This window comes from Nonomuraea zeae (assembly GCF_005889725.1).
Lineage (GTDB): Bacteria > Actinomycetota > Actinomycetes > Streptosporangiales > Streptosporangiaceae > Nonomuraea > Nonomuraea zeae.
The window spans coordinates 14,971-39,490 of sequence record NZ_VCKX01000095.1 but is presented as its reverse complement, the minus strand read 5'-3'; the positions used below and the strand labels follow the sequence as shown (position 1 = coordinate 39,490).

General features: G+C 69.8%; 25 protein-coding genes. 8 read left to right on the top strand and 17 right to left on the bottom strand.

Going from position 1 to position 24,520, the window contains the following annotated elements:
* Positions 1–119: 119 nt before the first annotated feature.
* Genes dmpG through ETD85_RS28245 form a run of 3 tightly spaced genes read right to left on the bottom strand, consistent with a single transcriptional unit; the run spans position 120 to position 2,910 of the window.
* The gene (gene dmpG / locus ETD85_RS28255) at positions 120–1,145 is read right to left on the bottom strand and encodes a 4-hydroxy-2-oxovalerate aldolase (RefSeq protein ID WP_138692820.1); all 1,026 of its coding nucleotides are present in this window, start codon (positions 1,143–1,145) and stop codon (positions 120–122) included.
* A complete protein-coding gene (locus ETD85_RS28250) occupies positions 1,145–2,089 on the bottom strand; it encodes an acetaldehyde dehydrogenase (acetylating) (RefSeq protein ID WP_138692819.1) in 945 nt (314 codons plus the stop codon). The genes dmpG and ETD85_RS28250 overlap by 1 nt, the downstream gene beginning before the upstream one ends.
* Positions 2,086–2,910, bottom strand: coding sequence for a 2-keto-4-pentenoate hydratase (locus ETD85_RS28245; RefSeq protein ID WP_138692818.1), 825 nt, complete (start codon positions 2,908–2,910; stop codon positions 2,086–2,088). Before ETD85_RS28245 ends, ETD85_RS28250 begins: the two co-directional genes overlap by 4 nt.
* A gap of 68 nt (positions 2,911–2,978) precedes the next feature.
* Between ETD85_RS28245 and ETD85_RS28240 the strand changes: the two genes are divergently transcribed.
* Together ETD85_RS28240 and ETD85_RS28235 are read left to right on the top strand one after the other, a co-directional pair.
* Positions 2,979–3,740: an IclR family transcriptional regulator gene (locus ETD85_RS28240; RefSeq protein ID WP_138692817.1), complete on the top strand. Its 762-nt coding sequence runs from the start codon at positions 2,979–2,981 to the stop codon at positions 3,738–3,740.
* Positions 3,741–3,959: 219 nt separating this feature from the next.
* A complete protein-coding gene (locus tag ETD85_RS28235; protein ID WP_240779471.1) occupies positions 3,960–4,316 on the top strand; it encodes a VOC family protein in 357 nt (118 codons plus the stop codon).
* Between the two features lie 113 nt (positions 4,317–4,429).
* On the opposite strand, the gene ETD85_RS28230 is transcribed toward ETD85_RS28235, so the two are convergent.
* On the bottom strand, positions 4,430–4,702 hold the full coding sequence (locus ETD85_RS28230; protein WP_338087180.1) for a VOC family protein: 273 nt from the start codon (positions 4,700–4,702) through the stop codon (positions 4,430–4,432).
* 175 nt (positions 4,703–4,877) lie between these two features.
* Positions 4,878–5,489: a TetR family transcriptional regulator gene (locus ETD85_RS28225; protein ID WP_138692815.1), complete on the bottom strand. Its 612-nt coding sequence runs from the start codon at positions 5,487–5,489 to the stop codon at positions 4,878–4,880.
* 316 nt (positions 5,490–5,805) lie between these two features.
* Here ETD85_RS28225 and ETD85_RS28220 point away from each other — a divergent pair, with 316 nt between their 5' ends.
* A complete protein-coding gene (locus ETD85_RS28220) occupies positions 5,806–6,774 on the top strand; it encodes an SDR family oxidoreductase (protein WP_138692814.1) in 969 nt (322 codons plus the stop codon).
* A 151-nt stretch (positions 6,775–6,925) separates the two neighbouring features.
* On the opposite strand, the gene ETD85_RS28215 is transcribed toward ETD85_RS28220, so the two are convergent.
* Positions 6,926–7,774 carry a helix-turn-helix transcriptional regulator gene (locus ETD85_RS28215; RefSeq protein ID WP_138692813.1) on the bottom strand — a complete coding sequence of 283 codons (849 nt, stop codon included), beginning with the start codon at positions 7,772–7,774 and terminating at the stop codon, positions 6,926–6,928.
* A gap of 110 nt (positions 7,775–7,884) precedes the next feature.
* Here ETD85_RS28215 and ETD85_RS28210 point away from each other — a divergent pair, with 110 nt between their 5' ends.
* The gene (locus ETD85_RS28210; RefSeq protein ID WP_138692812.1) at positions 7,885–8,649 is read left to right on the top strand and encodes an SDR family oxidoreductase; all 765 of its coding nucleotides are present in this window, start codon (positions 7,885–7,887) and stop codon (positions 8,647–8,649) included.
* Between the two features lie 274 nt (positions 8,650–8,923).
* Here ETD85_RS28210 and ETD85_RS28205 read toward each other — a convergent pair whose 3' ends face one another.
* Positions 8,924–10,180, bottom strand: a complete 1,257-nt coding sequence (locus ETD85_RS28205; RefSeq protein ID WP_138692811.1) for an MFS transporter — start codon at positions 10,178–10,180, stop codon at positions 8,924–8,926.
* A gap of 166 nt (positions 10,181–10,346) precedes the next feature.
* Between ETD85_RS28205 and ETD85_RS28200 the strand changes: the two genes are divergently transcribed.
* Positions 10,347–11,297 (top strand): helix-turn-helix domain-containing protein, encoded by a 951-nt coding sequence (locus tag ETD85_RS28200; protein ID WP_138692810.1) that lies wholly within the window; start codon positions 10,347–10,349, stop codon positions 11,295–11,297.
* A gap of 314 nt (positions 11,298–11,611) precedes the next feature.
* Here ETD85_RS28200 and ETD85_RS28195 read toward each other — a convergent pair whose 3' ends face one another.
* A complete protein-coding gene (locus tag ETD85_RS28195; protein ID WP_276617287.1) occupies positions 11,612–12,121 on the bottom strand; it encodes a GNAT family N-acetyltransferase in 510 nt (169 codons plus the stop codon).
* Positions 12,122–12,193: 72 nt separating this feature from the next.
* Positions 12,194–12,334 (bottom strand): hypothetical protein, encoded by a 141-nt coding sequence (locus tag ETD85_RS63315; protein WP_170246876.1) that lies wholly within the window; start codon positions 12,332–12,334, stop codon positions 12,194–12,196.
* Between the two features lie 185 nt (positions 12,335–12,519).
* Between ETD85_RS63315 and ETD85_RS28190 the strand changes: the two genes are divergently transcribed.
* Positions 12,520–13,668: a glutathione-independent formaldehyde dehydrogenase gene (locus ETD85_RS28190; RefSeq protein WP_138692808.1), complete on the top strand. Its 1,149-nt coding sequence runs from the start codon at positions 12,520–12,522 to the stop codon at positions 13,666–13,668.
* Between the two features lie 103 nt (positions 13,669–13,771).
* Here the strand turns inward: ETD85_RS28190 and ETD85_RS28185 are convergent, their stop codons facing one another.
* From ETD85_RS28185 to ETD85_RS28150, 8 genes are read right to left on the bottom strand one after another with little or no spacing between them, the layout of a single operon-like run.
* A complete protein-coding gene (locus ETD85_RS28185) occupies positions 13,772–15,427 on the bottom strand; it encodes an FAD-dependent oxidoreductase (RefSeq protein WP_206058650.1) in 1,656 nt (551 codons plus the stop codon).
* Positions 15,424–15,843, bottom strand: coding sequence for a thioredoxin (gene trxA / locus ETD85_RS28180; protein WP_240779470.1), 420 nt, complete (start codon positions 15,841–15,843; stop codon positions 15,424–15,426). The genes ETD85_RS28185 and trxA overlap by 4 nt, the downstream gene beginning before the upstream one ends.
* Positions 15,844–15,853: 10 nt before the next feature.
* Positions 15,854–18,457 (bottom strand): ATP-dependent chaperone ClpB, encoded by a 2,604-nt coding sequence (clpB, locus tag ETD85_RS28175; RefSeq protein ID WP_240779469.1) that lies wholly within the window; start codon positions 18,455–18,457, stop codon positions 15,854–15,856.
* Positions 18,458–18,481: 24 nt separating this feature from the next.
* Positions 18,482–18,775, bottom strand: a complete 294-nt coding sequence (locus ETD85_RS28170; protein ID WP_138692804.1) for a chaperone modulator CbpM — start codon at positions 18,773–18,775, stop codon at positions 18,482–18,484.
* Complete coding sequence (locus ETD85_RS28165) at positions 18,772–19,737, bottom strand: DnaJ C-terminal domain-containing protein (RefSeq protein ID WP_138692803.1); 966 nt, start codon at positions 19,735–19,737, stop codon at positions 18,772–18,774. Before ETD85_RS28165 ends, ETD85_RS28170 begins: the two co-directional genes overlap by 4 nt.
* Positions 19,737–20,264: a nucleotide exchange factor GrpE gene (locus ETD85_RS28160; protein WP_138692802.1), complete on the bottom strand. Its 528-nt coding sequence runs from the start codon at positions 20,262–20,264 to the stop codon at positions 19,737–19,739. Before ETD85_RS28160 ends, ETD85_RS28165 begins: the two co-directional genes overlap by 1 nt.
* Before the next feature lies 1 nt (position 20,265).
* Positions 20,266–22,161 (bottom strand): molecular chaperone DnaK, encoded by a 1,896-nt coding sequence (gene dnaK / locus ETD85_RS28155; RefSeq protein WP_138692801.1) that lies wholly within the window; start codon positions 22,159–22,161, stop codon positions 20,266–20,268.
* Positions 22,162–22,192: 31 nt separating this feature from the next.
* Positions 22,193–22,567, bottom strand: coding sequence for a hypothetical protein (locus ETD85_RS28150; protein ID WP_138692800.1), 375 nt, complete (start codon positions 22,565–22,567; stop codon positions 22,193–22,195).
* Between the two features lie 238 nt (positions 22,568–22,805).
* Between ETD85_RS28150 and ETD85_RS28145 the strand changes: the two genes are divergently transcribed.
* Together ETD85_RS28145 and ETD85_RS28140 are read left to right on the top strand one after the other, a co-directional pair.
* The gene (locus tag ETD85_RS28145; protein WP_138692799.1) at positions 22,806–23,420 is read left to right on the top strand and encodes a DUF1345 domain-containing protein; all 615 of its coding nucleotides are present in this window, start codon (positions 22,806–22,808) and stop codon (positions 23,418–23,420) included.
* Between the two features lie 39 nt (positions 23,421–23,459).
* Positions 23,460–24,509 carry a hypothetical protein gene (locus ETD85_RS28140; protein ID WP_138692798.1) on the top strand — a complete coding sequence of 350 codons (1,050 nt, stop codon included), beginning with the start codon at positions 23,460–23,462 and terminating at the stop codon, positions 24,507–24,509.
* Positions 24,510–24,520: the final 11 nt, after the last annotated feature.

The window sequence follows — 24,520 nt, the reverse complement described above, 5'->3', positions numbered from 1 at the left end:
CGTCCGGTGAGTGCACATGAGCGCCTCCCGGCCAGGGACGACACATCCCGTTAAGGACCCGAAGTCAGTCAGGCGGTGGGTCAGCCCCTGGCGGGAAGCGCTCATCTACATCCTCACTGTCAGGCGGGCAGTTTCTCCCGCTCGGCGGCCAGCGTGAGCGCGATGTCGACGATCATGTCCTCCTGGCCACCGACCAGCCGCCGGCGGCCGCACTCCATGAGGATGTCGCGGACGTCGACGCCGTACCGCGCGGCGGCGGTCTCCGCGTGGCGGAGGAATGACGAGTAGACGCCGGCGTACCCCAGGGTGAGGGTCTCCCGGTCGACGCGCACCGGACGGTCCTGCAGCGGGCGGACGATGTCGTCCGCGGCGTCCTGGAGCTGGAACAGGTCGCATCGGTGCTCGAAGTCCGAGAGGTCCGCGACCGCGATGAACGCCTCCAGCGGGCAGTTGCCCGCGCCCGCGCCGTGACCGGCCAGCGACGCGTCGACCCGGTAGACGCCGTTCTCGACCGCGACGACGGAGTTGGCGACCGACAGCGAGAGGTTCTCGTGGGCGTGGATCCCGATCTCGGTCTCCGCGTCGAGGGCATCGCGGTACGCCCGGACCCGCGCGGCCACATCGTTCATCGTGAGCCGGCCGCCGGAGTCGGTGACGTAGACGCATTGCGCGCCGTAGGACTCCATGAGCTTCGCCTGCCGGGCCAGCTCCTCCGGCGGGGCCATGTGGGAGAGCATCAGGAATCCGGACACGTCCATGCCGATCTCGCGCGCCGCGGCGATGTGCTGCGCGGAGATGTCGGCCTCGGTGCAGTGAGTGGCGACCCGGACGGAGCGTACGCCGAGGTCGTGGGCGCGCTTCAACTCGTGGAGGGTGCCGACACCCGGCAGCAGCAGGGTGGTCAGGCGGGCGTTCACCAGTACCGACGCCGCGGCCTCGATCCATTCCCAGTCCGTGTGCGACCCGGGACCGTAGTTGAGCGACCCGCCGGCGAGGCCGTCGCCGTGTGCGACCTCGATCGCGTCGACGCCGGCCCGGTCGAGCGCCGTGACGATGCGCTTGACGTCCCCCGGAGTGACCCGGTGGCGTACGGCGTGCATCCCGTCGCGCAGCGTGACGTCCTGGACGAAGATCGGAGTGCTCATCAAAGGCCCGCCTTCCGCGCCGCGACGCGTTCCGCGACCCGCAGGCCGGCGGAGGTCATGATGTCGAGGTTGCCGGCGTAGGCCGGGAGATAGTGCGCGGCCCCCTCGACCTCGAGGAAGACCGACACCTGGTGGGTGGGCGAAGCGGCGCCGTCGGCGAGGAGCGTCCCGACCGGCTGGTCGGCGGGGATCTCGGTGATCTGCACCTGTTGTTTGAGCCGGTAGCCGGGGACGTAGGCGGCGACGTCGGCGACCATCTTCTCGACCGAACGGCGGATCTCCTCGTGTGCGGCCGGGTCCGGCGCCGCGACCAGGCAGAAGACCGTGTCCCGCATGATCAGCGGCGGTTCGGCAGGGTTGAGGATGATGATCGCCTTGCCGCGGCGCGCTCCGCCGACCTGCTCGATGGCGGCCGAGGTGGTCTCGGTGAACTCGTCGATGTTGGCCCGGGTGCCCGGACCTGCCGACTTCGACGCGATCGACGCGACGATCTCGGCGTACTCGACGGGCGCCACCCGGCTGACGGCGGCGACGACCGGGATCGTGGCCTGGCCGCCGCAGGTGACCATGTTCATGTCCGGCGCGTCGAGGTGCTCGTCGAGGTTGACGGCGGGGACGACATAGGGCCCGATCGCGGCCGGGGTCAGGTCGATCAGCCGCGTCCCGAACGGGGTCAGCTTCGCGGCGTTCACCTCGTGCGCCTTGGCCGAGGTCGCGTCGAAGACGATCCCGATCTCGCCGAAGTCAGGCAGCGCGATCAGCCCGTCGACACCTTCGTGCGTCGTCCGGACGCCCATCCGGGCGGCGCGGGCCAAGCCGTCGGACCCGGGGTCGATGCCGGCCATGGCCCCCATCTCGAGGTGGCGCGCCCCGCGCAAAACCTTGATCATCAAGTCGGTGCCGATGTTGCCCGACCCGATGATCGCGACCTTCGTCCTGGTCATGACGCTGCTCCCCCGGTGAATCCGACCGTCACCGTGCCGAGGCCGGACAAGGTGGCGGTGACGGTGTCGCCGGCGGCGACCGGCCGCATCGGACCGAGCGCACCGGACAGGACGACCTGCCTCGCGCGCAGCGGCTCGCCGAGGTCACGGGCCATGCGGGCCAGCCACACGACCGCCTCCACAGGGTCGCCCAGACAGGCCGCGCCGGTCCCGGTGGAGACCTCCGCACCGCCGATGCTCATCGACATCACCACGTCCACCGGCTCGAACTCGTCGAGGGTACGGCGCTCCGTCCCCAGCACGTACGCGCCCGAGGAGGCGTTGTCGGCGACCGTGTCGCCGAAAGAGATGTCCCACCCGGCTATCCGGCTGCCGCAGATCTCGAGCGCGGCGACGCCGTACTCGATCGCGTCCCGGACCTGTGGAGCGTCGAGCGGGCCGCCGGCCAGGTCGGCCCGGAGCACGAACGCGATCTCCGCCTCGGCCCGCGGCTGGAGGACCCGCCCGATCGGGATGGTGCCCCCATCGGCGTAGGCCATGTCGTCGAAGAGCACGCCGAGGTCGGGCTGGTCGACGCCGAGCTGCCGTCGCACCGCCTCCGAGGTCAGGCCGATCTTGCGGCCGACGATTCGAGCGCCGGCGGCGAGGCGGCGCCCGGTGAGCGCGGCCTGGACGGCGTACGCGGCGGCCAGGTCGTTTCGGCCGATCAGGTCCCGCACGGGGGCGCAGGACACGCCGGACGCGGCCGCGCCGGCGAGCCGCTCCGCCGCGGCGGTTATGTCGGACGGGCTCGCGGCGGCGAGCCCGGTGGGTTCGTTCATACCCCCACTGTGCAGGCAGGGTCGTCCGCCAACCAGCACATCGTCTCGCTCAGCGATACGCTGAGAGGGTGACGGAGACGGCTGATCTCGACACGGTGCTGGGCAAGGCGGTGACGATCCTGCGCGCCTTCCGTCCCGAGGACCGGGGCGTCAGCCTCGCCGAGCTGGTGCGGCGTACCGGCCTCCACAAGGCGACCGTGCACCGGCTGGCCGGCGATCTGGTCGCCAACCGCCTGCTCGACCGCACCGAGGGCGGATACCGCCTCAGCGGCGGCCTCTTCGAGCTCGGGATGCTGGCCTCGCTGGAGCGCAGCCTGCTTGAGCTGGCGATGCCGTTCCTCCAGGATCTTTACGAGCGCACCCACGAGACCGTCCACCTAGGGGTGCGGGAGGGTCACGACGTCGTCTACGTCGCCAAGATCGGCGGCCACCGCCAGGCCAGGGCGCCCTCGCGCACCGGCGGGCGGATGCCGCTGCACTGCACCGCGATCGGCAAGGCGCTGCTCGCGTACGCCGACGCCGACCTGCGGCGCGAGGTGCTGACCGGGCCGCTCGAGCGACGCACGCCGCACACCGTCGTCGCGCCGGGCATCCTGCGGAGCCAGTTGCGGCGCGTCGCGGAGACCGGCGTCGCGTTCGAGGCGGAGGAGTCGGCTGCCGGGCTCCTGTGTGTCGCCGCGCCGGTGCTGGGACGCGGCGACGAGCCGCTCGCCGCGATCAGCGTGGCCGGCCCCACCGGCAGGTTCCGGCCTGAGGGACACGTGACCGCGGTGCGCTCGGCGGCGGCAGCGCTCGGCAGCACGCTGAGGCGGCGCGACCTCCTCCGGTGAACCGGCGGCTCGGAGAGCACGAGTGATCATGTCGGCCGTGGCTGTGAGCGTGGCGGGCAGCGGCACCGCTGACCTGGGCGGACTCAAACGGGTGTACGCGGTCGCACGAGTCTTATCGACACCCCGACCTTCGAGCCGTACTGAGCTCGGCGCGCGTCGGCGCGCCGGGCTCTCGTAGACTCCGCGGTCATGACAGAACGATGGCCTTTCATCCACCATGTGACCTTCATCGCCTCGGACCTCGAGGCGAGCACGCGCTTCTACACCGCCGCGCTCAAGCCCCTCGGTGTTGTCGGAACGGCGGCTGACGGCGGAGCGGAGTTCTGGGAGGAGGAGTTGGACACTCCCTCTTTCGGCCTGTATCCCGCGGGCGATGCCACGGTGACTCGGGGCGCGCACATCGCGTTCACCGCCCGTGACCGGGCCGCGGTCGACGCCTTCTACGCGGCCGCGCTGGCGGCCGGCGGCAAGTCCCGGCACGAACCCCGGGTCTGGCCCGACTATGGCGCCTATTGCGCGTTCGTGGATGACCCGGACGGCAACAACATCGAGGCGGTGTGCAAGGAGCAGGCGTAGGGCCGGCACCCGGCGGTGAGCACGGAGGCGGCGCGATTGGCCGCCCGCCGCCATCTGACGGCGGACAGCCCGTCCTGCGCTCACTGACCGGCTACGGCCTACAACTCATGTGATCATCTCGTTGGAGGTGCCAGGGAGCGGAGGACGTCGAACTCGTTGCCCTCGGGGTCGGCCATGACCACCCAGTTCCGTCCATTGCCCTGGCCCACGTCCACCTTGGCGGCGCCCAGGGCGAGCAGCCTGGCCACCTCCTCTTCGGTGCTTCCGTCGATCGGACTGACGTCCAGGTGGAGCCGGTTCTTCACGACCTTGCCCTCGGCCACGCGAACGAAGACCAGGGTGGGCGGCATCTGCCGGGCCCGGACCTCTTCGACTTCGGCTCCCATGAGCCGATCTCGACCTTGCCCTCGCTCCGGTCGATCACCTTGAAGCCCAGGACCGCGCACCCGAAGGCCGCGATCCGCTCCCGGGGTCTTCGGCCCGGGCGCTCGCCGCCGCTGTCAACGCACCGGAGACCGGGCAGAACGGGCTACGGGGCACTCGCGGGCAACTGACCGGCAGCTACCTCACCCTGCGGCCCGTTTCTGCCGTTTCGGGTGGCACCCCGGCTGGCACGGTCGCGGAGAGGGCGTGCAGATCGTCGAAAGCTTGGAGGAGATGTGCGTCCAAGCTCTGTGAGGGGTCGTCGATCCAGGCTTGGGCGGCGTGGTGGAAGGTGGCCCAGCCGGTTTGTGCGGCCAGGCCGGCCAGCCGGTCGGGGACATCGCGCTGACGTAGCGCCTCCGCTAGGGCTTCGGTGAGGGCTGCGGCCTTGGCCAAGTCGCGTTCTCGGAGGGCTGGGGTCTTGGCGATGATCGCTAGCCGTGGCTCGGAGAACGGGCGGTTGGCCTCAAGGATTCGCCCGGCTTTCCGGAAGGCGCACAGCAGTATGCCGAGTGGCTGCAGGCCATCGGGGGCTGCGGCCACCTCCTGCGTCAGCGCGGCGCGCAGGTCGGCTTCGCCGTCGAAGAGCACCTCGCGCTTGTCCGGGAAGTGCCGGAAGAACGTGCGCTCGTTGACGCCTGCCCGGGCGGCGATCTCAGCTGTGGTGGTCTGATCGAACCCGCGTTCCCCGTACAGCTCCAAAGCCGCCTGCTGCAGGCGGCGGCGCGCTTCTTTTCCGCTTCGTGGCACCACCCGAACATACCGCATACGCCAGTCACTGACACCACTTGACGCCAACGACTGGCGCTACTTAAGGTCAGTCGCTGGCGCTACTTGGTGCCAGTGACCGTTGTTGCGTGGCAGGTTTTCGTCGCTGGTGGCGGCGACGTCGGCCTTTCGGTCCGAAGGCCTGCGAGATGATCAAGGTCTCGGTCCCGCCTCGCAGGCGCTGACAGGACGCGCATACGACACGTTGCTGGCCCTCGATGGCAGGCCGTTCCCGCCTCACCCGCACCGGACCCGTCCAGCGGCCCCCGGTGCAGACACCCTCAGAAGGAGCTTTTTCATGCATATCTTTCTCACCGGTGGTTCTGGCCAGACCGGCCCCGCCGTCGTCGCCGAGCTTGTCGCGGCCGGCCATGACGTCACTGGTCTGGCCCGCTCGGATGCCGCCGCCGCCCGGCTGGAGTCGCTGGGCGCCACACCCCACCGCGGCTCCCTGGACGACCACGACAGCCTGCGCCGCGGCGCCGAAACCGCCGACGGCGTCCTGCACATGGCCTACGGCGGGGACTTCTCCGACCTCGACGACATGATGAGGCGCGACCGGACCGCGATCGAGGCCCTCGGCCAGCCGTTGGAACACTCGGGCAAGCCGCTCGCCATCACCTCGGGCACGCTGGTCATGCCCGCCGGCCGGGAGACCACCGAGAAGGACGAACCCGACGCGGCCGGGATCGCCGCCTTCCGCATCGCGGGCGAGCGGGCCTGCCTGGACTTCGCCGCCCGGGGGGTGCGCGCGAGCGTGGTCCGCCTCGCTCCTACCGTCCACGGCCCTCAAGACCACGGCTTCATCCCCATGCTCATCGCCACCGCACGGAAGACCGGCGTCTCGGCCTACGTCGGCGACGGCACCAACCGGTGGCCCGCAGTGCACCGGCTCGACGCCGCGGTCCTGTTCCGCCTGGCACTGGAGAAGGCTCCTGCGGGCAGCGTGCTGCACGGAGCAGCCGAAAACGGCGTCACCATGAAGAGCATCGCGCAGACCATCGCCCGGGGCCTGAACCTGCCGATGGTCTCGCTGACCCCCGATCAGGCTGCCAGGCACTACGTCAGCCCGTTCATGGCCAGGGTCTACGGCTTCGACGCGCCCGTCTCCAGTGCTCACACGCAGGAGCTGCTCGGCTGGTCCCCCACCCATCCGACACTGCTCGATGACCTGGAGCACGGCGACTACTTGGCCACGAGGCCGCGCAGTCCCTGGCCGGGACCGGTCAGCCAGTTCGACGTCGAGATAGGCGAACTGCCGCGGTGATGGACGTCCACGCTCGCGAGTTGGGCCAGGAGGTGCGGGCGCGGGCGGTCAGCTTCTGGGCACAAGAGGGACTTGGTCGACTCCGGCGCAGTGGGCATGCGTCCATCCCGCCCGGTCGTCGTGGCGGGGGCGCTACGAGCTCCCCGCACTTCTAGGTGGCGTTGGCGGGGAAAGGCTCGTTGCCCAGCACCGCGAGCAGCTGCAGCTTCTCGTAGCCCTCGCTGCGGGGCGGCGCGGTGAGCACGAGCAGCGCCTGGGACTGGTCCTCGGTGAACAGCACCTGGCAGTCGAGCTCGATCGGGCCGAGCTGGGGATGCACGATCGTCTTGTGGTCCTCGAAGCGCTTGGCGACCTCGTGCCGATCCCACAGCTCGGCGAACTCCGCGCTCGCCTTGCGCAGCGCCCGCACGAGGTCGCCGGCCCGCGACTGCGAGCCCATCGGCCCGTACGCGGCCCGCAGGTTGGCCACCATGGCGCGGCTCTGCCGGTCGCGGTCGTCCTCGGGATAACGCAGCCGCTCCGAAGGGTCGGTGAACCACCGGTAGATGTCGCTCCTGGCCAGGCCCGTGTAGCCCGACCTGTCGCCGAACAGGGCATCGGCCATCCGGTTCTGCACCAGCGTCTCGGCCAGGTTGGACAGGATGAGCGCCGGGGTGTCGCTCAGCCGGTCGAGCACGCGCAGCAGCGCGGGGGCCACGTGTGTCGCGGCCGACACCGGCGCGGGGGCGTTGTGCCCCGCCATCTGGAACAGGTAGTCGCGCTCGTCGGCGGTCAGCCGCAACGCCCTGGCGAGCGAGGCGAGCATCTGCTCACTCGGCTGCGGCCCGCGCCGCTGTTCGAGCCGGGTGTAGTAGTCGGTCGACATCGTGGCGAGCGCCGCCACCTCCTCCCGCCTGAGGCCGGGGGCGCGGCGACGCATGCCGGCGGAAAGCCCGAGGTCCTCCGGCCGCAGCGCCTCACGGCGGCGGCGCAGGAAGTCGGCGAGTGCTGCACGGTCCATACGTCCAGCATCGCCCATCTCCCCGAATGCCATGTCCGCCAGCCAGGGATCGCCGATCCCCCGATAACCGGTCTCTGCATCTGCCGCGCAGGACCGGGCAGCCTTGCCGCATGAACATCTCCGGAAACACCATCTTCATCCCCGGCTCCACCAGCGGGATCGGCCTCGCACTCGCCCTCGCGTTGCGGGCCAGAGGAAACAAGGTCATCATCGGCGGGCGGCGTACCGAACTCCTCGACCGGATCGCCGCGGAGCACCCGGACATCGACACCGTGGAAATCGACACCGCGGACGGCGCGAGCATCGAAGCCGCCGCCAAGGGGGTGCTGGCCCGGCATCCGGACCTCAACGTGCTCGTCACCATGGCCGGCATCATGCGCATCGAGGACTGGCGTCAGCCTTCGTCGTTCCTGGCCTCGGCCGAGGAGACGGTGACGACCAACGTGCTCGGCCCGATCCGGCTCATCGCCGCGTTCGTGGAGCACCTGCGGGCCCGGCCGGACGCCACGATCGTCACCGTCTCCTCGGGCCTGGCGTTCACGCCCTTGAAGGTCACGCCGAGCTACAACGCCTCGAAGGCCGCGATCCACATGCTCAGCGAGTCGATCAGGCTGCAGCTCGCCGGCACGAGCGTGAAGGTCGTAGAGCTGGTGCCGCCGGCCGTGCGCACCTCTCTGCTGCCAGGCCAGGAGGACAGCGAGTTCGCGATGCCGCTGGAGGAGTTCGTGACGGAGGTCGTGGCGCTGCTGGAGACGCAGCCGGACGCGAAGGAGATCCAGGTCGAGAACGTGAAGTTCCTTCGGTACGGGGAGGCGCGCGGCGACTACGACCAGGTCGTCGCCGCGCTCAACGCCCACGACCCGCATGGCGAGTAGGGCTGAACGTCAACCCGACGATGCTCGACCGGCTCGACGAGATCGAAGGCATCGACCTCACCCTGACGTTCCTACGCGCGAAACGCGATGAGGCCATCCGGGCCGGCAGACGCACACCCGTAGGTCGTAGTGGGCGATGGCCGCGGCGGCGTAGGGGATGAGTTGCTCGGGCGGGGAGTCGAGCGGGAACCACACCCATGCGGCGCACTTGTCCGGCTCTCGGCCGACGTCCACTTGTCCCCGCCACGCAATGTGCTCGACGTGCGCTTCCATCTCATCGTGTCGAAGGTGCCCGTTCCGGCGGTGTGGCGGTTGGCTTGCCGGTCTCGCCGACAGCTTCCCCACCGCGTTCTCCGGTGGATCGTGGCAGCCACCAGGCGAGGAACGCCGCGAACGCGGCGAAGGCCGCGGCGATGGGCAGGAGGAGGGTCGCGGAGCCGGTGATGCTGAGGATGACCGCTCCGATGCTGCTGGCCAGGAAGTTGCCGAGGTAGCCGGCAGACGTGTTCAGCGAGGTCACGAGCGACGCACTCTCAGGAGCCGCGTAGGCGATGATCCGATGCTGCTGAGGTCCCATGACCGAGTACGACACGACACCGCTGAGCGCTTGGGCGATCGCCACGAGGATGAAGACTTGCTGAACCGCGAGCATGACCACGCACACCGCGGCGACGCCCATGGTGGCGCCGATGACGACGCGCCGTGAGCCGTACCGATCGGTCAACGAGCCGGCCGTCAGGTTGCCCGCCGTGGCCGCGACTCCGAACACCAGCAGCAGGAGCGCGAGTCTGGCTTGCTCACCGCCGATCGCCGGCGCGAAGACCGCGCTCATGTACGTGAAGGGAAGAAAAATGCCGATGAACGCCAGCAGTGTGACGACCAGGACCCGCAGTACCCGCCGGTCGGTCAACGGCGCGATGCGCTGCCGCAGTGTCGCGCCTTGATCGAGCCTGATCGGCGGCAGCAGCGCGGCGATGACGACCGCAACGCCTACGGCGACCGCGGCGACGAACCAAATGGCCATCTGCCAGCTCCATGCGCCGCCGATGAGCGTACCCAGCGGAGCACCCAGCACCAGCGAGAGCGTCGCTCCAGCGGTCACCATGGCGATGGCCCTCCCCCGCCGCTGTTCGCCGGCGAGGTGTGCGGCCGTAGCCACAGCGCTCGCGACGAACAGCGCCGCGCCGGACCCGGCCAGGACACGGGACGCGAGGACCAGCCCGTAAACGTGAGCCGACGCCGTCACGGCGTTTCCCGCCGCGAGCAGCGCGATCCCGGTCACGAGGACCCGGCGTCTGGACCACCTGCCCGTGAACGCGGCAAGGACGGGCCCCAAGAGCGCGTAGGCAATGGCGAACACGCTCACCAGCTGACCGGCTGCAGCAGTGCTGACTTGGAGCGTTTTCTGGATCTGGGAAAGGAGACCCACGATGACGAATCCGTCAGTTCCGACCGCGAACGTACCCAGGGTCAGAACCGCAGCCCGGCCCCGCCACGGAGACTCTCCCGGAACTGTTTCATTCTTGGTCATCTAGCTGCTTCGCCCCCAAACCAGCCCACGGCATCCTCGGAGCCGTTTGGGACGGCAGGCGACATATAGGCAGCCATGTCCTGTTCTGGCGTCATGGGGCCAGCCTGGCGGCCGGCCGCCTACCGCGCCGAGCGCCAGGAAAGACATCATGCGGTACTTTCCTGCCATGCACCGCGTAGTGGCCCTCATCCGCCCACCGCAATCGACCTTCGAACTCGCCTGCGCAGCCCAGGTGTTCGGCATCGAGCGGCCAGGACTTCCGACGCGGTACGCCTTCAGCGTGTGCACGGAGCAGCCCGGACCGATCGCGACGCACGCCGGGTACGACATGCTCGTTGCCGATGGGCTGGACGCACTCGACCGAGCGGACATCGTGATCATCCCCGGCTGGCTGCCCGCCAAGGAGCCACCCTCATCTGCGGTCGTCCGGGCGCTGCGCCGCGCACACTCCCGCGGAGCACGGGTGGTCAGCATCTGCTCCGGCGCCTTCGCGCTGGCGCACGCCGGCCTGCTGGACGGACGAAGGGCGACCACCCACTGGCAGCTGGCGGACGAGCTCGCAGCGGGCTTCCCGCACATTCACGTCGACCCGGACGTGCTGTACGTGGACCACGGTGACGTGGCCACCAGCGCCGGCGCCGGGGCCGGCTTCGACCTGTGCATGCACCTGATCCGCAAGGACCAGGGCGCTCGGTACGCCGCACATGTCGCACGGACCATGGTGATGCCGCCGCACCGCGAGGGCGGTCAGTTGCAGTACGCGGCGCCGCCACATCCCGCACAGCTGGATGGCACACTCGCGCCGCTGCTGGAGTGGGTCACCGAGAGATTCGGCGAACCGGTCACCATCGAGGGCATGGCCAGGCACGCGGGCGTCTCGACGCGTACCCTCGCCCGGCAATTCGCCGACCAGCTCGGCATCAGCCCAGGGCGGTGGCTGCTGGCCCAGCGGATCGCCACGGCCCAGGACCTGCTGGAGTCCACCGACCTCCCGTTGGACGCCATCGCCCGCCGCGTCGGCCTCTCCTCGGCCACCAACCTGCGCAGGCGCTTCCACAATGCCCTGGGCACCACGCCCGGCGCCTACCGCCGGACGTTCCGCGCCAAGCCACGCTAACAGCCTCATGGTGCAACGACGCCAACCCCGTCAGCGGGATGGCCGATCGCCACGGTGTGATCGAAGGCGCCTGCCGCCATCTGACAACAGATTCGACCTCGCCGGAGCACGCAGGGGCCTGACCGGAGTTGAAGCGGTGCTGAAACTGCCCGCCGTGACCTCGGGCGTTGCATGTCGTGCGCTGGTTCTCCAGGCCAGCGCCAGTCCTCCTTCCCGGCTCGTGGTTCTGAAGCCGTTGATCAGCGCGATCGACCGGCGCGAGGCTCGATGACCAAGCACTGCAATCTCCGGGCGCGTAGAAACTCGACCTGCAGTCACGAGTGGGGTTCGTCGGCCCGTAGCCCGAACAGTTCCAAGCACTCGCTTGCGCCGTCGACCGTTATGCCGGGCATCCGGTGGTTCGCCCATGTGACCGCGTCGAGCAGCATGCGATGCTCGATGACGCGTGTCCCGTCTTCGGCGTTGGCGCGGCGCCCGTTACCGACGTAGCCGAGCTTGCGTGACACCCGCTGCGAGGCGGTGTTGCCGTCCACGTAGGAGGTGTGCGCCTCCACCGCGCCCAGGTGAGCGAATGCCAGCTCCAGGACGGCGGCGCGGGCCTCGGTCCCGTACCCGTGCCCCTGGCGTGGCCGGGTGATCCACGAGCCGGTCTCGACTGTACGGACGGTCGCGAAGTCGGCCGCCCACATGTTCTGCAAGCCGATCGCGACGCCGTGGACGCGGATGGCCAGCTGGAGGTTCCAGCTTTCCGGCCGCCAGTGGGCCAGTGCCCGCCAGTGCAGCTGCAGCAGGTGCCGCTCCCGCTTGGGTGACGGCTCGTACAGGTATGCCTGCTGGTAGCTGTTGGCGCGGGCCAGGCTGCCGGAGGCACCGGGGGCGGGTGCTCGGCCACTCCTTCAGCAGCTCGCCCGGCGGGAGTGCGGCGCCTTCAGATCAAGCACCAGCTGCGTGATGACGAGCGCGGCTGCCACGCGGCTGAACGCCACGTCCCGCGTGCGGTCTGTCACCGGCGTTTCCTCGTGCTCGGCCTGTTTCACATGGAGCTCCTCCGGAGCGGCGCGTGTCGTACGAGCTGGGCATATCTATGGCGACATCTGACCGGATATGGAACGTATGCCCTGAAATTCGAGGGAATGAGTTGAGCTGGGTCCGCCTCACTCGCCGGAGCTGTTCGGCTGGCTGGATCGTCATCGGCACATAGCAAACCAACCAAGGGGACAGCATGAAAGCACTCGTCTACAACGGTGCCCGCGACGTGGTGGTCAAGGACGTGCCGGACGCCCGCGTCGAACGGCCGACCGACGTCCTGGTCCACGTCACCACGACCAACATCTGCGGGTCGGACCTGCACATGTACGAAGGGCGCACCGACTTGGAGCCCGGCCGGGTGCTCGGCCACGAGAACCTCGGCGAGGTCGTCGAGGTCGGGTCGGCGGTCGACCGGATCAAGGTCGGCGACATGGTGTGCATCCCGTTCAACATCTCCTGCGGGCACTGCAAGAACTGCGAGACCGGGCTGACCGCCTTCTGCCTCACCCTCAACCCTGACGCGGCCGGCGCCGCGTACGGTTTCGCCGGCATGGGCCCCTACAACGGCGGCCAGGCCGAACTACTGCGCGTGCCCTACGGCGACTTCAACTGCCTGCGGTTGCCGCCGGATGCGAAGGAGAAGCAGAACGACTACGTGATGCTGGCCGACATCTTCCCCACCGGCTGGCACTGCACCGAACTTTCCGGCATGCGGCCGGGCGATTCGGTCGTCGTCTACGGCGCCGGCCCGGTCGGCCAGATGGCCGCCTACTCGGCGATGATCAAGGGCGCCAGCCAGGTCTTCGTCGTCGACCGCCACCCCGACCGGCTCCGGCTCGCGGAGTCGATCGGCGCGATCGCGATCGACGACTCCAAGGGCTCGCCTGTTGACCAGGTGCTGGAACAGACCCGTGGCGAAGGTGCCGACCGGGGTTGTGAGTGTGTGGGCTACCAGGCACACGACCCGCAAGGCACCGAGCACCCCAACATGACGATGAACAACCTGATCAAGTCGGTACGGCCGACGGGCGGCATCGGCGTGGTCGGCATCTTCCTGCCCCAGGACCCCGGCGCTCCCGACGCGATGGCCAAGAAGGGCGAGATCCCCTTCGACATGGGCCTGTTCTGGTTCAAGGGCCAGAAGATCGGCACCGGTCAGGCCAACGTCAAAGCCTACAATCGGCAGCTGCGCAACCTCATCCACACCGGTCGCGCCACGCCGTCGTTCGTCGTCTCCCACGAGTTGCCGCTGGAGCAGGCTCCGGAAGGCTACCGGAACTTCGACACCCGCGAGGAGGGCTGGACCAAGGTCGTCCTGCACCCCAACGGCCACAGGCACTGACACCCGCCGAGCCATCGAGGAAGATAAGCCACCCGCCCGTCGCACTGCCGCCGGGTGTCCCGGCCCTCGGCCAGGGAACCCGGCATACAGATCACCGCCGTCCTCACCGTCGATTCCCCGTCTTGGCGAACCTTTCGTGCAGCAGGCGTACCGCCATGGCGCCCTCCCCGACCGCGGATGCGACCCGTTTGACCGACCCACTGCGAACGTCCCCTACGGCGAACACGCCGGGCTGCCCGGTCTCCAGAGGAAGGGCCTCCCAGTGCGGCGAGCCGTTTCCCGTGATGACGAAGCCCCGATCGTCCAGCGCGACGGCGCCCGCCAGCCAGCCGGTGTGCGGATCCGCGCCGATGAACACGAACATCGCGTTGGTCTCGATCTCGATGGACTGCCCCGTCTGGTTGTTCTGGGCGCGCACGGCCCGCAGGGAGCCGTCCCCGAGCAGTTCGCGTACCTCGGTGTGGAACATGATCTCGATGCCGGGCGTCCGGCCGATCGCGTCGGTGAGGTAGCGGGACATGCTCTCGCTGAGGTCGCCGCCGCGGACGAGCATGCGCACTGACGAGGCGCTGCTGGCCAGGAATAGTGCCGCCTGGCCCGCGGAGTTGCCGCCGCCGACGATGACCACCGGCGCCTGCCGGCACATGCGCAGCTCGAACGGCGTCGCCGCGTAGTAGACGCCGCAGCCTTCGTACTTCTCCAGGTCGGGAACGTCGAGTTTGCGGTAGCGGGCGCCGGTGGCGATGAGCACGGCGTGGCCCTGTACGGCGGGCCCGCCCTCGACGAGCACGCTGTAGCGGCCGTTGTCGGCCTCCAGTCCGCTCGCCTCGGCCGGTACGGTCAGCTGGGCGCCGAACTTGGCCGCCTGGATGACGGCGCGTTCGGCGAGTTCGGCGCCCGAGATTCCCGACGGGAAGCCGAGGTAGTTGTCGATGCGGGAGGAGGTGCTCGCCTGGCCGCCCGCGGCGACCGCGTCGAGCACGACCGTGGTCAGGCCCTCCGAGGCCCCGTACACGCTCGCGGCCAGGCCGGCAGGGCCCGCGCCCACGACGATCAGGTCGCACACGCCGTTGCCGGGCCGAGGGGCAGGCAGGCCGATGGTCCTGGCCAGCGTGGCGGCGGTCGGGTTGCGCAGCACCTGGTTTCCGTGCCAGATCACGACCGGCGTCTCCTGCGGGGAGATGCCGAGTTGGCGCAGCAGCGCCTCCGCCTCTTCGTCCTCCTCCAGGTCGATCCACCGGTGAGGGAGCCTGTTGCGTGCCGCGAACTCGCGCAGCCGGCGGGCGTCAGGCGAGTAGCGGGAGCCGATGATGCGGAACCCGGCGTCCATGCCGATCAGCAGGGTGCGGCGGGTCAGGTAGGCCCGCAGGATGAGGTCCCCGAGCGCCGGGTCACCGGCCACCAGCGTGCGCACCTGGTCGGCCGGGACGGCGAGGATCTCGCCGGGCTCCCGCACGAGCGCGGTCAGGAACCCGGCTTGGCCGGTGAGCAGGCCCAGCTCGCCGAGGAACCGTCCGGGGCCGTGGACGGCGATCGTGCGTTCCTCCTCGCTGCGATACCCCTCGACCATGGCGACCGTGCCGCGCAGGATCACGATGAACGCGCCGATCGGCTCGCCTTCCCGGTAGAGGGTCTCGCCGGGCGACACGGCCCTGCGCTCGCCGCACTGCGACAGATCCGCGATGCGCCGTTCGTCCAGCCGGGGATAGGCCCCGTGCAGGTCCGGAGTCTCGGTCAGGGTGGCCGGCGCCCGGGTCATGACGGCGTCCTCAGTGTGTCCTCGACCCATTCGCGTAGCTGGGGCGTCGGGGCCGCGCCGGCGCGTTGCGCCACGACGCGGCCCTCGTTGAGCATCATGAGCGTCGGGACAGCCGTGATCGTGAAGCGCTGCGAGAGCGCCGGGGAGCGGTCCACGTCGACCTTGACGAGCTTCACGCGTCCCGCCATCTCCTGGGCGATGTGGTCGAGCGCTGGCGTGACCATCCGGCACGGCCCGCACCATTCCGCCCAGAAGTCGACGAGTACCGGCAGGTCGGCCTGTTCGGCGACCTGCGCGAAGGTGTCGTCGCCGGCGTCGGCGATCCACGGCAGCGGCTGGTGGCAGTTGCCGCAGCGGGGCGTGCCCGAGGCGGCGTCCGGAACCTTGTTCGGCTTCCCGCAGCTGGTGCAGCGCATGGTGTGCATGTCAGCTCTCCGGGGTGTAGAAGGTGACGTTCAGCTCGCCCTTGTCGGCGCCGACCACGATGGTCGAGCCGTCGGGTACGTCTCCGGCGAGCAGGGCTCGGCCGATCCTGGTCTCGACCTCGCGGGCGATGAACCGGCGCAGCGGCCGGGCGCCGTAGACGGGGTCGTAGCCCTGGTTGGCGATGAGCTTGCGGGCCTCCTCGGCGACCTCCAGGGTGAGCCGCCGGTCGGTCAGCCGCTGCCTGATGTCGGTGAACATCAGGTCGACGATCCGCTCGATCTCCGCCTCGGTCAGCGGCTTGAACAGCACGATGTCGTCGATCCTGTTGAGGAACTCGGGCCGGAAGTGCCGGCGCAGCTCCCCCATCACGCTCTCGCGTGCCTGGGGCTTGATCTCCCCGTCGGAGGTGACCCCGTCCAGCAGGTGCTGGGAGCCGATGTTGGAGGTCATGATGATCACGGTGTTGCGGAAGTCGACCGTGCGGCCCTGCGCGTCGGTCAGCCGGCCGTCGTCCAGGACCTGCAGCAGCGCGTTGAAGACGTCCGCGTGGGCCTTCTCGATCTCGTCGAAGAGCACCACCGAGTACGGCTTGCGCCGCACCGCCTCCGTGAGCTGCCCGCCCTCCTCATAACCGACATAACCGGGAGGCGCGCCGACGAGACGGCTGACCGTGTGGCGTTCCTGGTACTCGCTCATGTCGATGCGGACCATGTTGTCCTCGGTGTCGAACAGGGCCGCCGCGAGAGACCTGGCCAGCTCGGTCTTGCCGACGCCGGTCGGCCCGAGGAAGAGGAACGACCCGATGGGACGGCGGGGATCCTTGATGCCCGAGCGGGCGCGGATGATGGCGTCGGCCACGAGCCGCACGGCCTCCTCCTGGCCGACGATGCGCTCGTGCAGGATCTGGTCGAGCTTGAGCAGCTTGTCCCGCTCCTCTTCCTGCAGCCGTGCCACCGGGATGCCGGTCCAGCGGGCGACGATGTCTGCGATCTCCCTTTCGGTCACCACCTCGCGCAGCAGCCGGTGACCGCCCTGCCGGGTGCCCAGCCGCTCCTCCTCGGCGCGCAGCCGGCGCTCCAGCTCGGGCAGCCTGCCGTGGCGCAGCTCGGCGGCGCGGTTGAGGTCGTAGTCGCGCTCGGCCTGCTCGGCCTCCCGCCGTACGGCCTCCAGCTCCTGCCGCAGGCCCTGGACCTTGCGCAGGGCCGAGCGCTCGGCCTCCCACTGCGCCCGCATCGCCTCGGCCTCGGCCCGCGAGGCGGCCAGCTCCTCGCGCAGCTCGGCCAGGCGGGTGCGGCTTGCGGCGTCGTCCTCCTTGGCCAGCGCGGCCTCCTCGATCTCCAGCCGCATCACCCGCCTGGTCAGCGCGTCCAGCTCGGCCGGCATGGAGTCGATCTCGGTCCTGATCATCGCGCAGGCCTCGTCCACCAGGTCGATGGCCTTGTCGGGGAGGAACCGGTCGGCGATGTAGCGGTGGCTCAGCTTCGCCGCGGCCACCAGGGCGCTGTCCTGGATCTTCACGCCGTGGAAGACCTCCAGCCGCTCGCGCAGTCCGCGCAGGATCGAGATGGCGTCCTCGACCGACGGCTCGTCGATCAGCACCGGCTGGAACCGCCGCTCCAGGGCGGCGTCCTTCTCGATGTGCTTGCGGTACTCCTCGACCGTGGTCGCGCCGATCATGTGCAGCTCGCCGCGGGCCAGCATCGGCTTGAGCATGTTGCCGGCGTCCATGGCGCCCTCGGTCGCCCCGGCGCCGACCACCGTGTGCAACTCGTCCACGAACAGCAGAATCTGCCCCTCCGCGGCCTTCACCTCGTTCAGCACGGCCTTGAGTCGTTCCTCAAACTCCCCGCGGTACTTGGCGCCCGCCACGAGCGAGCCCATGTCCAGGCTGAAGATGGTCTTGTCGCGCAACCCCTCGGGCACGTCGCCGCGGACGATGCGCTGGGCGAGCCCTTCGACGACGGCCGTCTTGCCGACGCCGGGATCGCCGATCAGGACCGGGTTGTTCTTGGTCTTGCGAGACAGGATCTGGATCACCCGCCGGATCTCCTCGTCACGGCCGATCACCGGGTCGAGCTTGTCCGCCCGAGCGTCGGCGACCAGGTCACGCCCATACTTCTCCAGCGCCTCGTAGGCCACTTCGGGCATGGCCGAGGTGACGCGCTGATTGCCCCGCACGGCGGTGAGCGCCTCCAGGAACCGATCCCTGCTCAGGCCCTGACCATGCATGAGACGTCCGGACGCAGTCGTGGATCCCTCCTCGATGAGGGCCAGCAGCAGGTGCTCGACGGAGACGTACTCGTCCTTGAGCCGGCGTGCCTCCCGGTCGGCGGTGTCGAGCAGCCGGGACAGGCGCTGGGTGAGGAACACCTGGCCGGGCGCGGCGCCCGGACCGCTGACCTTGGGCCGTCGCGACAGCTCGTCCTCCAGATCGGCGTGCAGGCGGCGCGGATCGGCGCCGGCCTGCTCCAGGAGCCTGGGCGCCAGCCCCTCGGGCTGGTCGAGCAAAGCCAGCAGGAGGTGCTCGCCGTCGACCTCGGTGTGACCGAAGCGCAAGGCTTTGGTCTGGGCGTCGTGCAATGCTTCCTGCGACTTCTGCGTCATCCTGTTCGGGTCCACTCCAGCCCCCTAGCGTGGTCGTGGGAGGTCGCGCAGGGCGGTCTCCAGCTCCCCGATCCGGTCGAGGAGGTCGATCACCACGCCGATCGCGGCGTAGTTGATGGCCAGTCCTTCGTGCAACCGCTGGATGCGGGCCGCCGCCGCCACCTGGGCGGGCGTGAAGCACAGCTCCCCCCTGGCGTTCCTGCCCGGTTCCAGCAGGCCGAGCGCCACCAGCCGGCGCACGGCCTGCGGATGCAGGCCGGTGGCCCGCGCGTAGGCGTCCAGGTCGAGCCGGACCGGGCGGACGAGCGCGTAACTCATGAGCGACTCCTGGGGTCGAAGTGCGAGACGGCGGCGAGCTGCTCGAACAGGCGCCGCTCCTCATCGGTCAGCCTGGGCGGCACCATGATCCGGGCCTCGGCGTAAAAGTCGCCCGCGGCTCCGCGCGGATGGGGCATGCCGCGTCCTTTCAAGCGCAGGCGGCGGCCCGTGGAGGTGCCCGGCGGCACCTTCACCTTCGCCTCGCCGCCCGGCGTGTCGACGGCGACCGTGGCGCCGAGCGCCGCCTCCCAGGGGGCCAACGGCAGCGGGGCGTAGATGTCACGGCCCTCCAGGCGGTAGCGGGGATGGTCGGCGATCCGCACGATCAGGTGGAGGTCGCCTCGCTGGGCTCCCTCATTGCCGTGCCCGCCCTGGCCGGCGAGCCTGATCCGCTGCCCGTTCGTGACCCCGGGCGGGATCGTGACCTCCAGCCGCCTGCCTCCGGACAGCGTGATGCTGCGGCGCCCGCCGTGGTACGCCTCCTCCACGGTCAGCGTCAGCTCCGCCTCCTGGTCGGCGCCGGGCACCGGCCCCCACTGCCGCCTGCCCCGGCCACCGAACATGCCACCGAGCAGGTCCTCCAGGTCGATACCCTCGTCCGCGCCGAAGCCGAAGCCCTCGGCCCCGGTCGAGCGCCACCGGCCGCCCCCGGCGCCGGCCCCCGCGCCGGCCCGCGCACCCGCGCCCGCTCGGCTGCGTGCGCGGGCCCAGTCCGCGGGATCGACGTCGGGCGGCACCTGGCGGAAATCGTGTCCGAACGCGTCGTAGCGGCGACGCGTCTCAGGGTCGGAGAGCACGCTGTAGGCCTCCGAGATGTCCTTGAATCTGTCCTCGGCGCCGGGATCCTTGTTGACGTCAGGGTGGTAGGCGCGCACGAGCTTGCGGTAGGCCCGCTGGATCTCGTCGGCGTCGGCGTTCCGGTCGACGCCGAGCACCTCGTAGAAGTCCCGGCGTTCGGCCATCACTCCACCTTCTTCGCGACGGCCACGATCGCCGGCCTGAGCTGCCGCTCGCCGTCGCCGTAGCCGGGCCTGAGCACCTCCACCACGGTGCCCGGATCGGCATCTGCCCGTTCGACTGTCGTCACCGCCTCGTGGCGGGCGGGGTCGAAGGGCACACCGCTCTCGTCGTGACGGGGGTAGCCGAGCTTGTTGAGCAGGGTGACCGCCTGGTCCCGCACCGCTCGTACTCCCTCGAGGACGGCGTCCGCGCCTCCGTCGCCGCGGACCGCGTGGCTCAGCGCGAGCTCCAGGTTGTCCAGGATGGGCAGCCACTCGGCCGCCACCTTGGACCGCTCTTCGGCCCTGATCCGCTCGGCGTCGCGGGCGATGCGCTTGCGCAGGTTGTCCAGCTCCGCGACCGCCCGCAGCCACCGGTCCTCCAGCTCCGCCAGCTTCGCGTCGGTCTCCGCGGGCGCGGCCTGCGCGGGAGGCACGTGCTCGCCCCGCGGGCCGGCCTGGTCCTGGGTCTCGGATCTGTGCTCGTTCATGTCACTCGGGCTCCGAGGTCGTGAATTCGGCGTCGATCACGTCCTCGTCACTGCCGCTGGGGGCTTGTTCCGTTCTGCCCTGCGGCGGCACGCTCGGCCCGCCGCCCGCGGCGGCCCCGAGTCCGTGATAGACCTGCTGCAGCTCGCCGCTGAGCGTGCGCAGCCGGTCCACCGGCGCCTCTTCCTTGATCGCCTGCCTGGCGTCCTGGATGAGCTGTTCCGCTCGCGCCTTCTCGTGCACGGGCACGGCGTCGCCGAGCTCCCCCAGACGGCGTTCCACCTGGTAGGCGACCGAGTCCAGCTCGTTGCGCGCGTCGATGGCCTCCCGGAGCCTGAGGTCCTCCGTACGGTGCTGCTCGGCGTCGGCGACCATCCGCTCGATCTCCGGCTTGTCCAGGTTGGAGCTCTCGCTGATGGTGATCCGCTGCTCGGCACCGGTGTCCTTGTCCCGGGCGGAGACGTTGAGGATGCCGTTGGCGTCGATGTCGAAGGTGACCTCGATCTGCGGCACCCCCCGCGGCGCGGGCCGGATGTTCTCCAGCCGGAAGCGCCCGAGCACCCGGTTGTCGGCGGCGCGCTCGCGCTCCCCTTGCAGGATGACGATGTCGACGGCGCTCTGGTTGTCCTCGGCCGTGCTGAAGGTCTCGGTACGGCGCGCCGGGATCGTCGTGTTGCGCTCGATGACCTTGGTCATCAGGCCGCCGAGGGTCTCGACACCCAGCGACAGAGGCGTGACGTCGAGCAGGACGACGTCCTGCACCTCGCCCTTGATGATCCCGGCCTGGACCGCCGCGCCGATGGCGACGACCTCGTCGGGGTTCACCGTCATGTTGGGGTCCTTGCCGTCGGTGAGCCGGCGCACGAGATTCTGCACGGCGGGCATCCGGGTCGACCCGCCGACGAGGATCACCTCGTCGATGTCCGCGGGCCTGAGCTTGGCGTCCTCCATCGCCTGCTTGACGGGAGTGACGCAGCGCTCGACCAGGTCTGCCGTGATCTGTTCGAACGTGGAGCGCATGAGCGTGGTGTTGAGGTGCTTCGGCCCCGAGGCGTCCGCGGTGACGAACGGCAGGCTGATCGTGGTCTGGGTGACCTCCGAGAGCTCGACCTTGGCCTTCTCCGCCGCCTCGAACAGGCGCTGCAGGGCCTGCGGGTCGTTGCGCAGGTCGATGCCCTGGTCCCGCTGGAACTCGTCGGCCAGATGGTCGACGATCCGGCGGTCGAAGTCGTCGCCGCCGAGATGCCCGTCCCCTGAGGTGGCGCGGACCTCGACCACGCCTTCACCGATGTCCAGGATGCTGACGTCGAAGGTGCCGCCGCCCAGGTCGAAGACCAGCACGGTCTCGTTGGACTTCTTGTCCAGCCCGTACGCGAGCGCCGCCGCCGTCGGCTCGTTGATGATCCGCAGCACCTCGAGCCCCGCGATGCGCCCTGCGTCCTTGGTCGCCTGGCGCTGGGCGTCGTTGAAGTACGCCGGCACGGTGATGACCGCCTCGGTCACCTTCTCACCCAAGTATTTGGCCGCGTCGGCGACGAGCTTGCGCAGGACGAGGGCCGAGACCTCCTCCGGCGCGTACTGCTTGTCACCGACCTGGAAACGCACGGCTCCCTGGGGCCCCTCCACCACGTCGAAAGAGACGGCGTGGATCTCGCTCTTGACCTCGTCGAAGCGGCGGCCGATGAAGCGTTTGGCGGAATAGATCGTTCCTTTCGGGTTGAGTATGGCCTGGCGGCGGGCCAGCTGGCCGACCAGCCGTTCGCCCTGGTCGGTGAACGCCACCACGGAAGGCGTCGTCCGCGAGCCTTCCGCGTTGGGCAGCACCGTGGGGTGTCCGTCCACCGTGGCCGCGATCACCGAGTTCGTCGTACCGAGATCGATACCGACTGCCTTCGCCATCTCTCGCTTCCCCTCTTGCGCCTTTCGGGCTCTATCCGGTCATTCCTCGGAGCAGTTCATGGGCTCTGGCCGCGTGCTCCGGCTCGATGAGGACCTCGTATTTGCCGGCGACGAGGGCTCTTACGGAGATGAAGTCCTGTCCAGTGACGATCAGCTCCCGCTCCCAGGGCTGGAGGTCGATCTGGTCCTTGTTCGCGCCGCTGCCCAGCCTGTCGTGGACGTCTTCGATCCCGCGGACCGGAGCACTGTGAGCGGCGCCATCTGGATCTCCCGATGCCGCCTGAACGACGTTCCCTACATTCCGAACCTCGCCCATGCCTTTCGCGGCCACATCCCCCAGGCGGGTAGTCATCGCCACGGCAGACCTGCCTCGATGGACCACAACCGTGTGCACGCCGACGAACATCAGAGAGCGGGGAGAGCCTCGTCATGAAAGTTTTGCAAGCACTCGGGAGGCACATTGCCGACGGCGAGTGGGCGAAGATGAAGTCCACCATGTCGAAGGACCTGGCCTCGATTCTGCCCTGACCATCTGCCTGATCTCCGATCGGCGACACACCGGCCGGGGTACCGTGCCCGCGGGCACCCGTTGGGATGCTGGCACGGTGAGATCTGCGTCCAGGAGACGCGCGGCGGAGCGCGTCATGTCGGTGCGCCGCGTGCTGACGTCTCTAGGGGCCGGGGCCGTCGTGGCCGCCGGCGCCTGGCGGCTCGGGGTCCCGGAGTTGTCGCCGCTGCTTGGCTGGGGTGTGGCCGCGACGGTGGGCCTGGCCTGGGTGTGGCTGATCAGCTGGCCCAAGGACCACCATGACACCAAGCGGTTGGCCAAGGAGGAGGGCGACGCCCGCTCCACCGACACCGGCGTGCTGATCGGCGCGGTCGCCAGCCTGGGGGCGGTCGCGCTCGCCCTGGTCCGCACCGCCAGCCGCACCCCGCTGACGACGCCTCTGGTCATCCTGAGCATGGTGACCGTCGTGGTGTCGTGGGGCCTGGTGAACACGGTGTTCGCCTTCAAGTACGCCAGGCTCTACTACGTGGACGAGGACGGCGGCATCGACTTCAGGCAGGAGGATCCGCCGGCGTACAGCGACTTCGCCTACCTCGCGTTCACGATCGGCGTGACCTTCGGCGTCACCGACAACCATGTGGTCAGCACGCACATCCGCAAGGTCGCCCTCGCGCACGCCCTGCTGTCCTACTTCTTCAGCACCGGCATCCTGGCCGTGGCCATCAACCTCGTCACCGACCTGAGCCAGTAACCCCTGGTCAGGGCGAGCCGATCAGGGTAGGGCCTGGACATGCGCATCGCCCTGGTCGCCGATCCTGACCTGCCCACCGAACTGGCCATGAGGGTGGCGCGCGACCTGCCCGGCCGATTGCGGAAGCGGCTCGGCCCAAACTTCGACTGCCAGGTGCAGGCGCACACCGCTCCCCTGGCGGCGGAGGAGCAGGTCGACATCTCGGCCATGCTCACCGCTGTCCGCCCGCACCTGCCCGAGTCCGGCTGGGACGTCGCGGTATTCCTCACCGACCTCCCTCGCCGGCAAGGCCTGGACGCGGTGAGCGCGGAGGTCAGCACCAGCGACCGCGTCGCCCTGCTGTCGTTGCCCGCTCTCGGCACCTTTCACCTGGTCGACCGGACCTTGGAGGCCGTGGTGAACGTCGTCAGCCAGCTAGTCCTCCCACCCACGGGCGGTGACCACGTCCCCGTGATCGGCCGCAGGATGGAAGGAGACGTCAAGCCCGGCCAGGGCGTCCCCGATCGCTACGTCATTCCCGGGCTGCGCGGGCGGGCGCGCCTGCTCGCCGGCATGGTGCGGGCCAACCGCCCGTGGCGGCTGTTCACCTCGTTGTCGCGGGCGCTGGCAGGCGTGTTCGCCACCGCAGCGTTCGGCGTGATCAACGACACCGCCTGGCAGCTCTCCATCGCGCTGGACACCTGGCGGCAGTCGCTGATCATGGTGCTGTCCATCCTCGCCCTCGCCGCGTGGATCATCGTCGACCACGAGTTGTGGGAGCGTCCCGACGGCAGGGTGCACAAGGCCCGCGCCCACCTCTACAACACCGCCACCCTGATCACCATCACGCTGGGCGTGCTCTGCCTGTATGCGGTGCTGTTCGTGGTGCTCACCGGAGTCGGCGCGCTCGTGCTGGTCCCCGCCCCCCTCTCGGAGACGCTGAACCATCGACCGGGCGTCACCGACTACCTGGCGCTGGCCTGGTTCCTCACCTCCAGCGCGATGGTGGGTGGCGCTTTCGGCTCCGGCCTCGAGGACGACGGGACCGTGCGCAAGGCGGCGTACGGCCAGCGCCAGCGCGATCGACTCGCGGAACAGCAGAACGTCTGACCATCCGGCCA

Coding starts and splice junctions, on each gene's coding strand:
- ETD85_RS28165 (WP_138692803.1), bottom strand. CDS start 19,737: ATGGCCGAACGCCGGGACTTCTACGAGGTGCTCGGCGTCGACCGGAAC.
- ETD85_RS28250 (WP_138692819.1), bottom strand. CDS start 2,089: ATGACCAGGACGAAGGTCGCGATCATCGGGTCGGGCAACATCGGCACC.
- ETD85_RS28210 (WP_138692812.1), top strand. CDS start 7,885: ATGAACATCTCCGGAAACACCATCTTCATCCCCGGCTCCACCAGCGGG.
- ETD85_RS28170 (WP_138692804.1), bottom strand. CDS start 18,775: ATGAGTTACGCGCTCGTCCGCCCGGTCCGGCTCGACCTGGACGCCTAC.
- dmpG (WP_138692820.1), bottom strand. CDS start 1,145: ATGAGCACTCCGATCTTCGTCCAGGACGTCACGCTGCGCGACGGGATG.
- ETD85_RS28185 (WP_206058650.1), bottom strand. CDS start 15,427: ATGACCCGGGCGCCGGCCACCCTGACCGAGACTCCGGACCTGCACGGG.
- ETD85_RS28150 (WP_138692800.1), bottom strand. CDS start 22,567: ATGTTCGTCGGCGTGCACACGGTTGTGGTCCATCGAGGCAGGTCTGCC.
- ETD85_RS28145 (WP_138692799.1), top strand. CDS start 22,806: ATGTCGGTGCGCCGCGTGCTGACGTCTCTAGGGGCCGGGGCCGTCGTG.
- ETD85_RS28230 (WP_338087180.1), bottom strand. CDS start 4,702: ATGGGAGCCGAAGTCGAAGAGGTCCGGGCCCGGCAGATGCCGCCCACC.
- ETD85_RS28220 (WP_138692814.1), top strand. CDS start 5,806: ATGCATATCTTTCTCACCGGTGGTTCTGGCCAGACCGGCCCCGCCGTC.
- ETD85_RS28160 (WP_138692802.1), bottom strand. CDS start 20,264: ATGAACGAGCACAGATCCGAGACCCAGGACCAGGCCGGCCCGCGGGGC.
- ETD85_RS28245 (WP_138692818.1), bottom strand. CDS start 2,910: ATGAACGAACCCACCGGGCTCGCCGCCGCGAGCCCGTCCGACATAACC.
- ETD85_RS28140 (WP_138692798.1), top strand. CDS start 23,460: ATGCGCATCGCCCTGGTCGCCGATCCTGACCTGCCCACCGAACTGGCC.
- ETD85_RS28205 (WP_138692811.1), bottom strand. CDS start 10,180: ATGACCAAGAATGAAACAGTTCCGGGAGAGTCTCCGTGGCGGGGCCGG.
- clpB (WP_240779469.1), bottom strand. CDS start 18,457: ATGACGCAGAAGTCGCAGGAAGCATTGCACGACGCCCAGACCAAAGCC.
- ETD85_RS28190 (WP_138692808.1), top strand. CDS start 12,520: ATGAAAGCACTCGTCTACAACGGTGCCCGCGACGTGGTGGTCAAGGAC.
- ETD85_RS28215 (WP_138692813.1), bottom strand. CDS start 7,774: ATGGACCGTGCAGCACTCGCCGACTTCCTGCGCCGCCGCCGTGAGGCG.
- ETD85_RS28200 (WP_138692810.1), top strand. CDS start 10,347: ATGCACCGCGTAGTGGCCCTCATCCGCCCACCGCAATCGACCTTCGAA.
- trxA (WP_240779470.1), bottom strand. CDS start 15,843: ATGCGCTGCACCAGCTGCGGGAAGCCGAACAAGGTTCCGGACGCCGCC.
- dnaK (WP_138692801.1), bottom strand. CDS start 22,161: ATGGCGAAGGCAGTCGGTATCGATCTCGGTACGACGAACTCGGTGATC.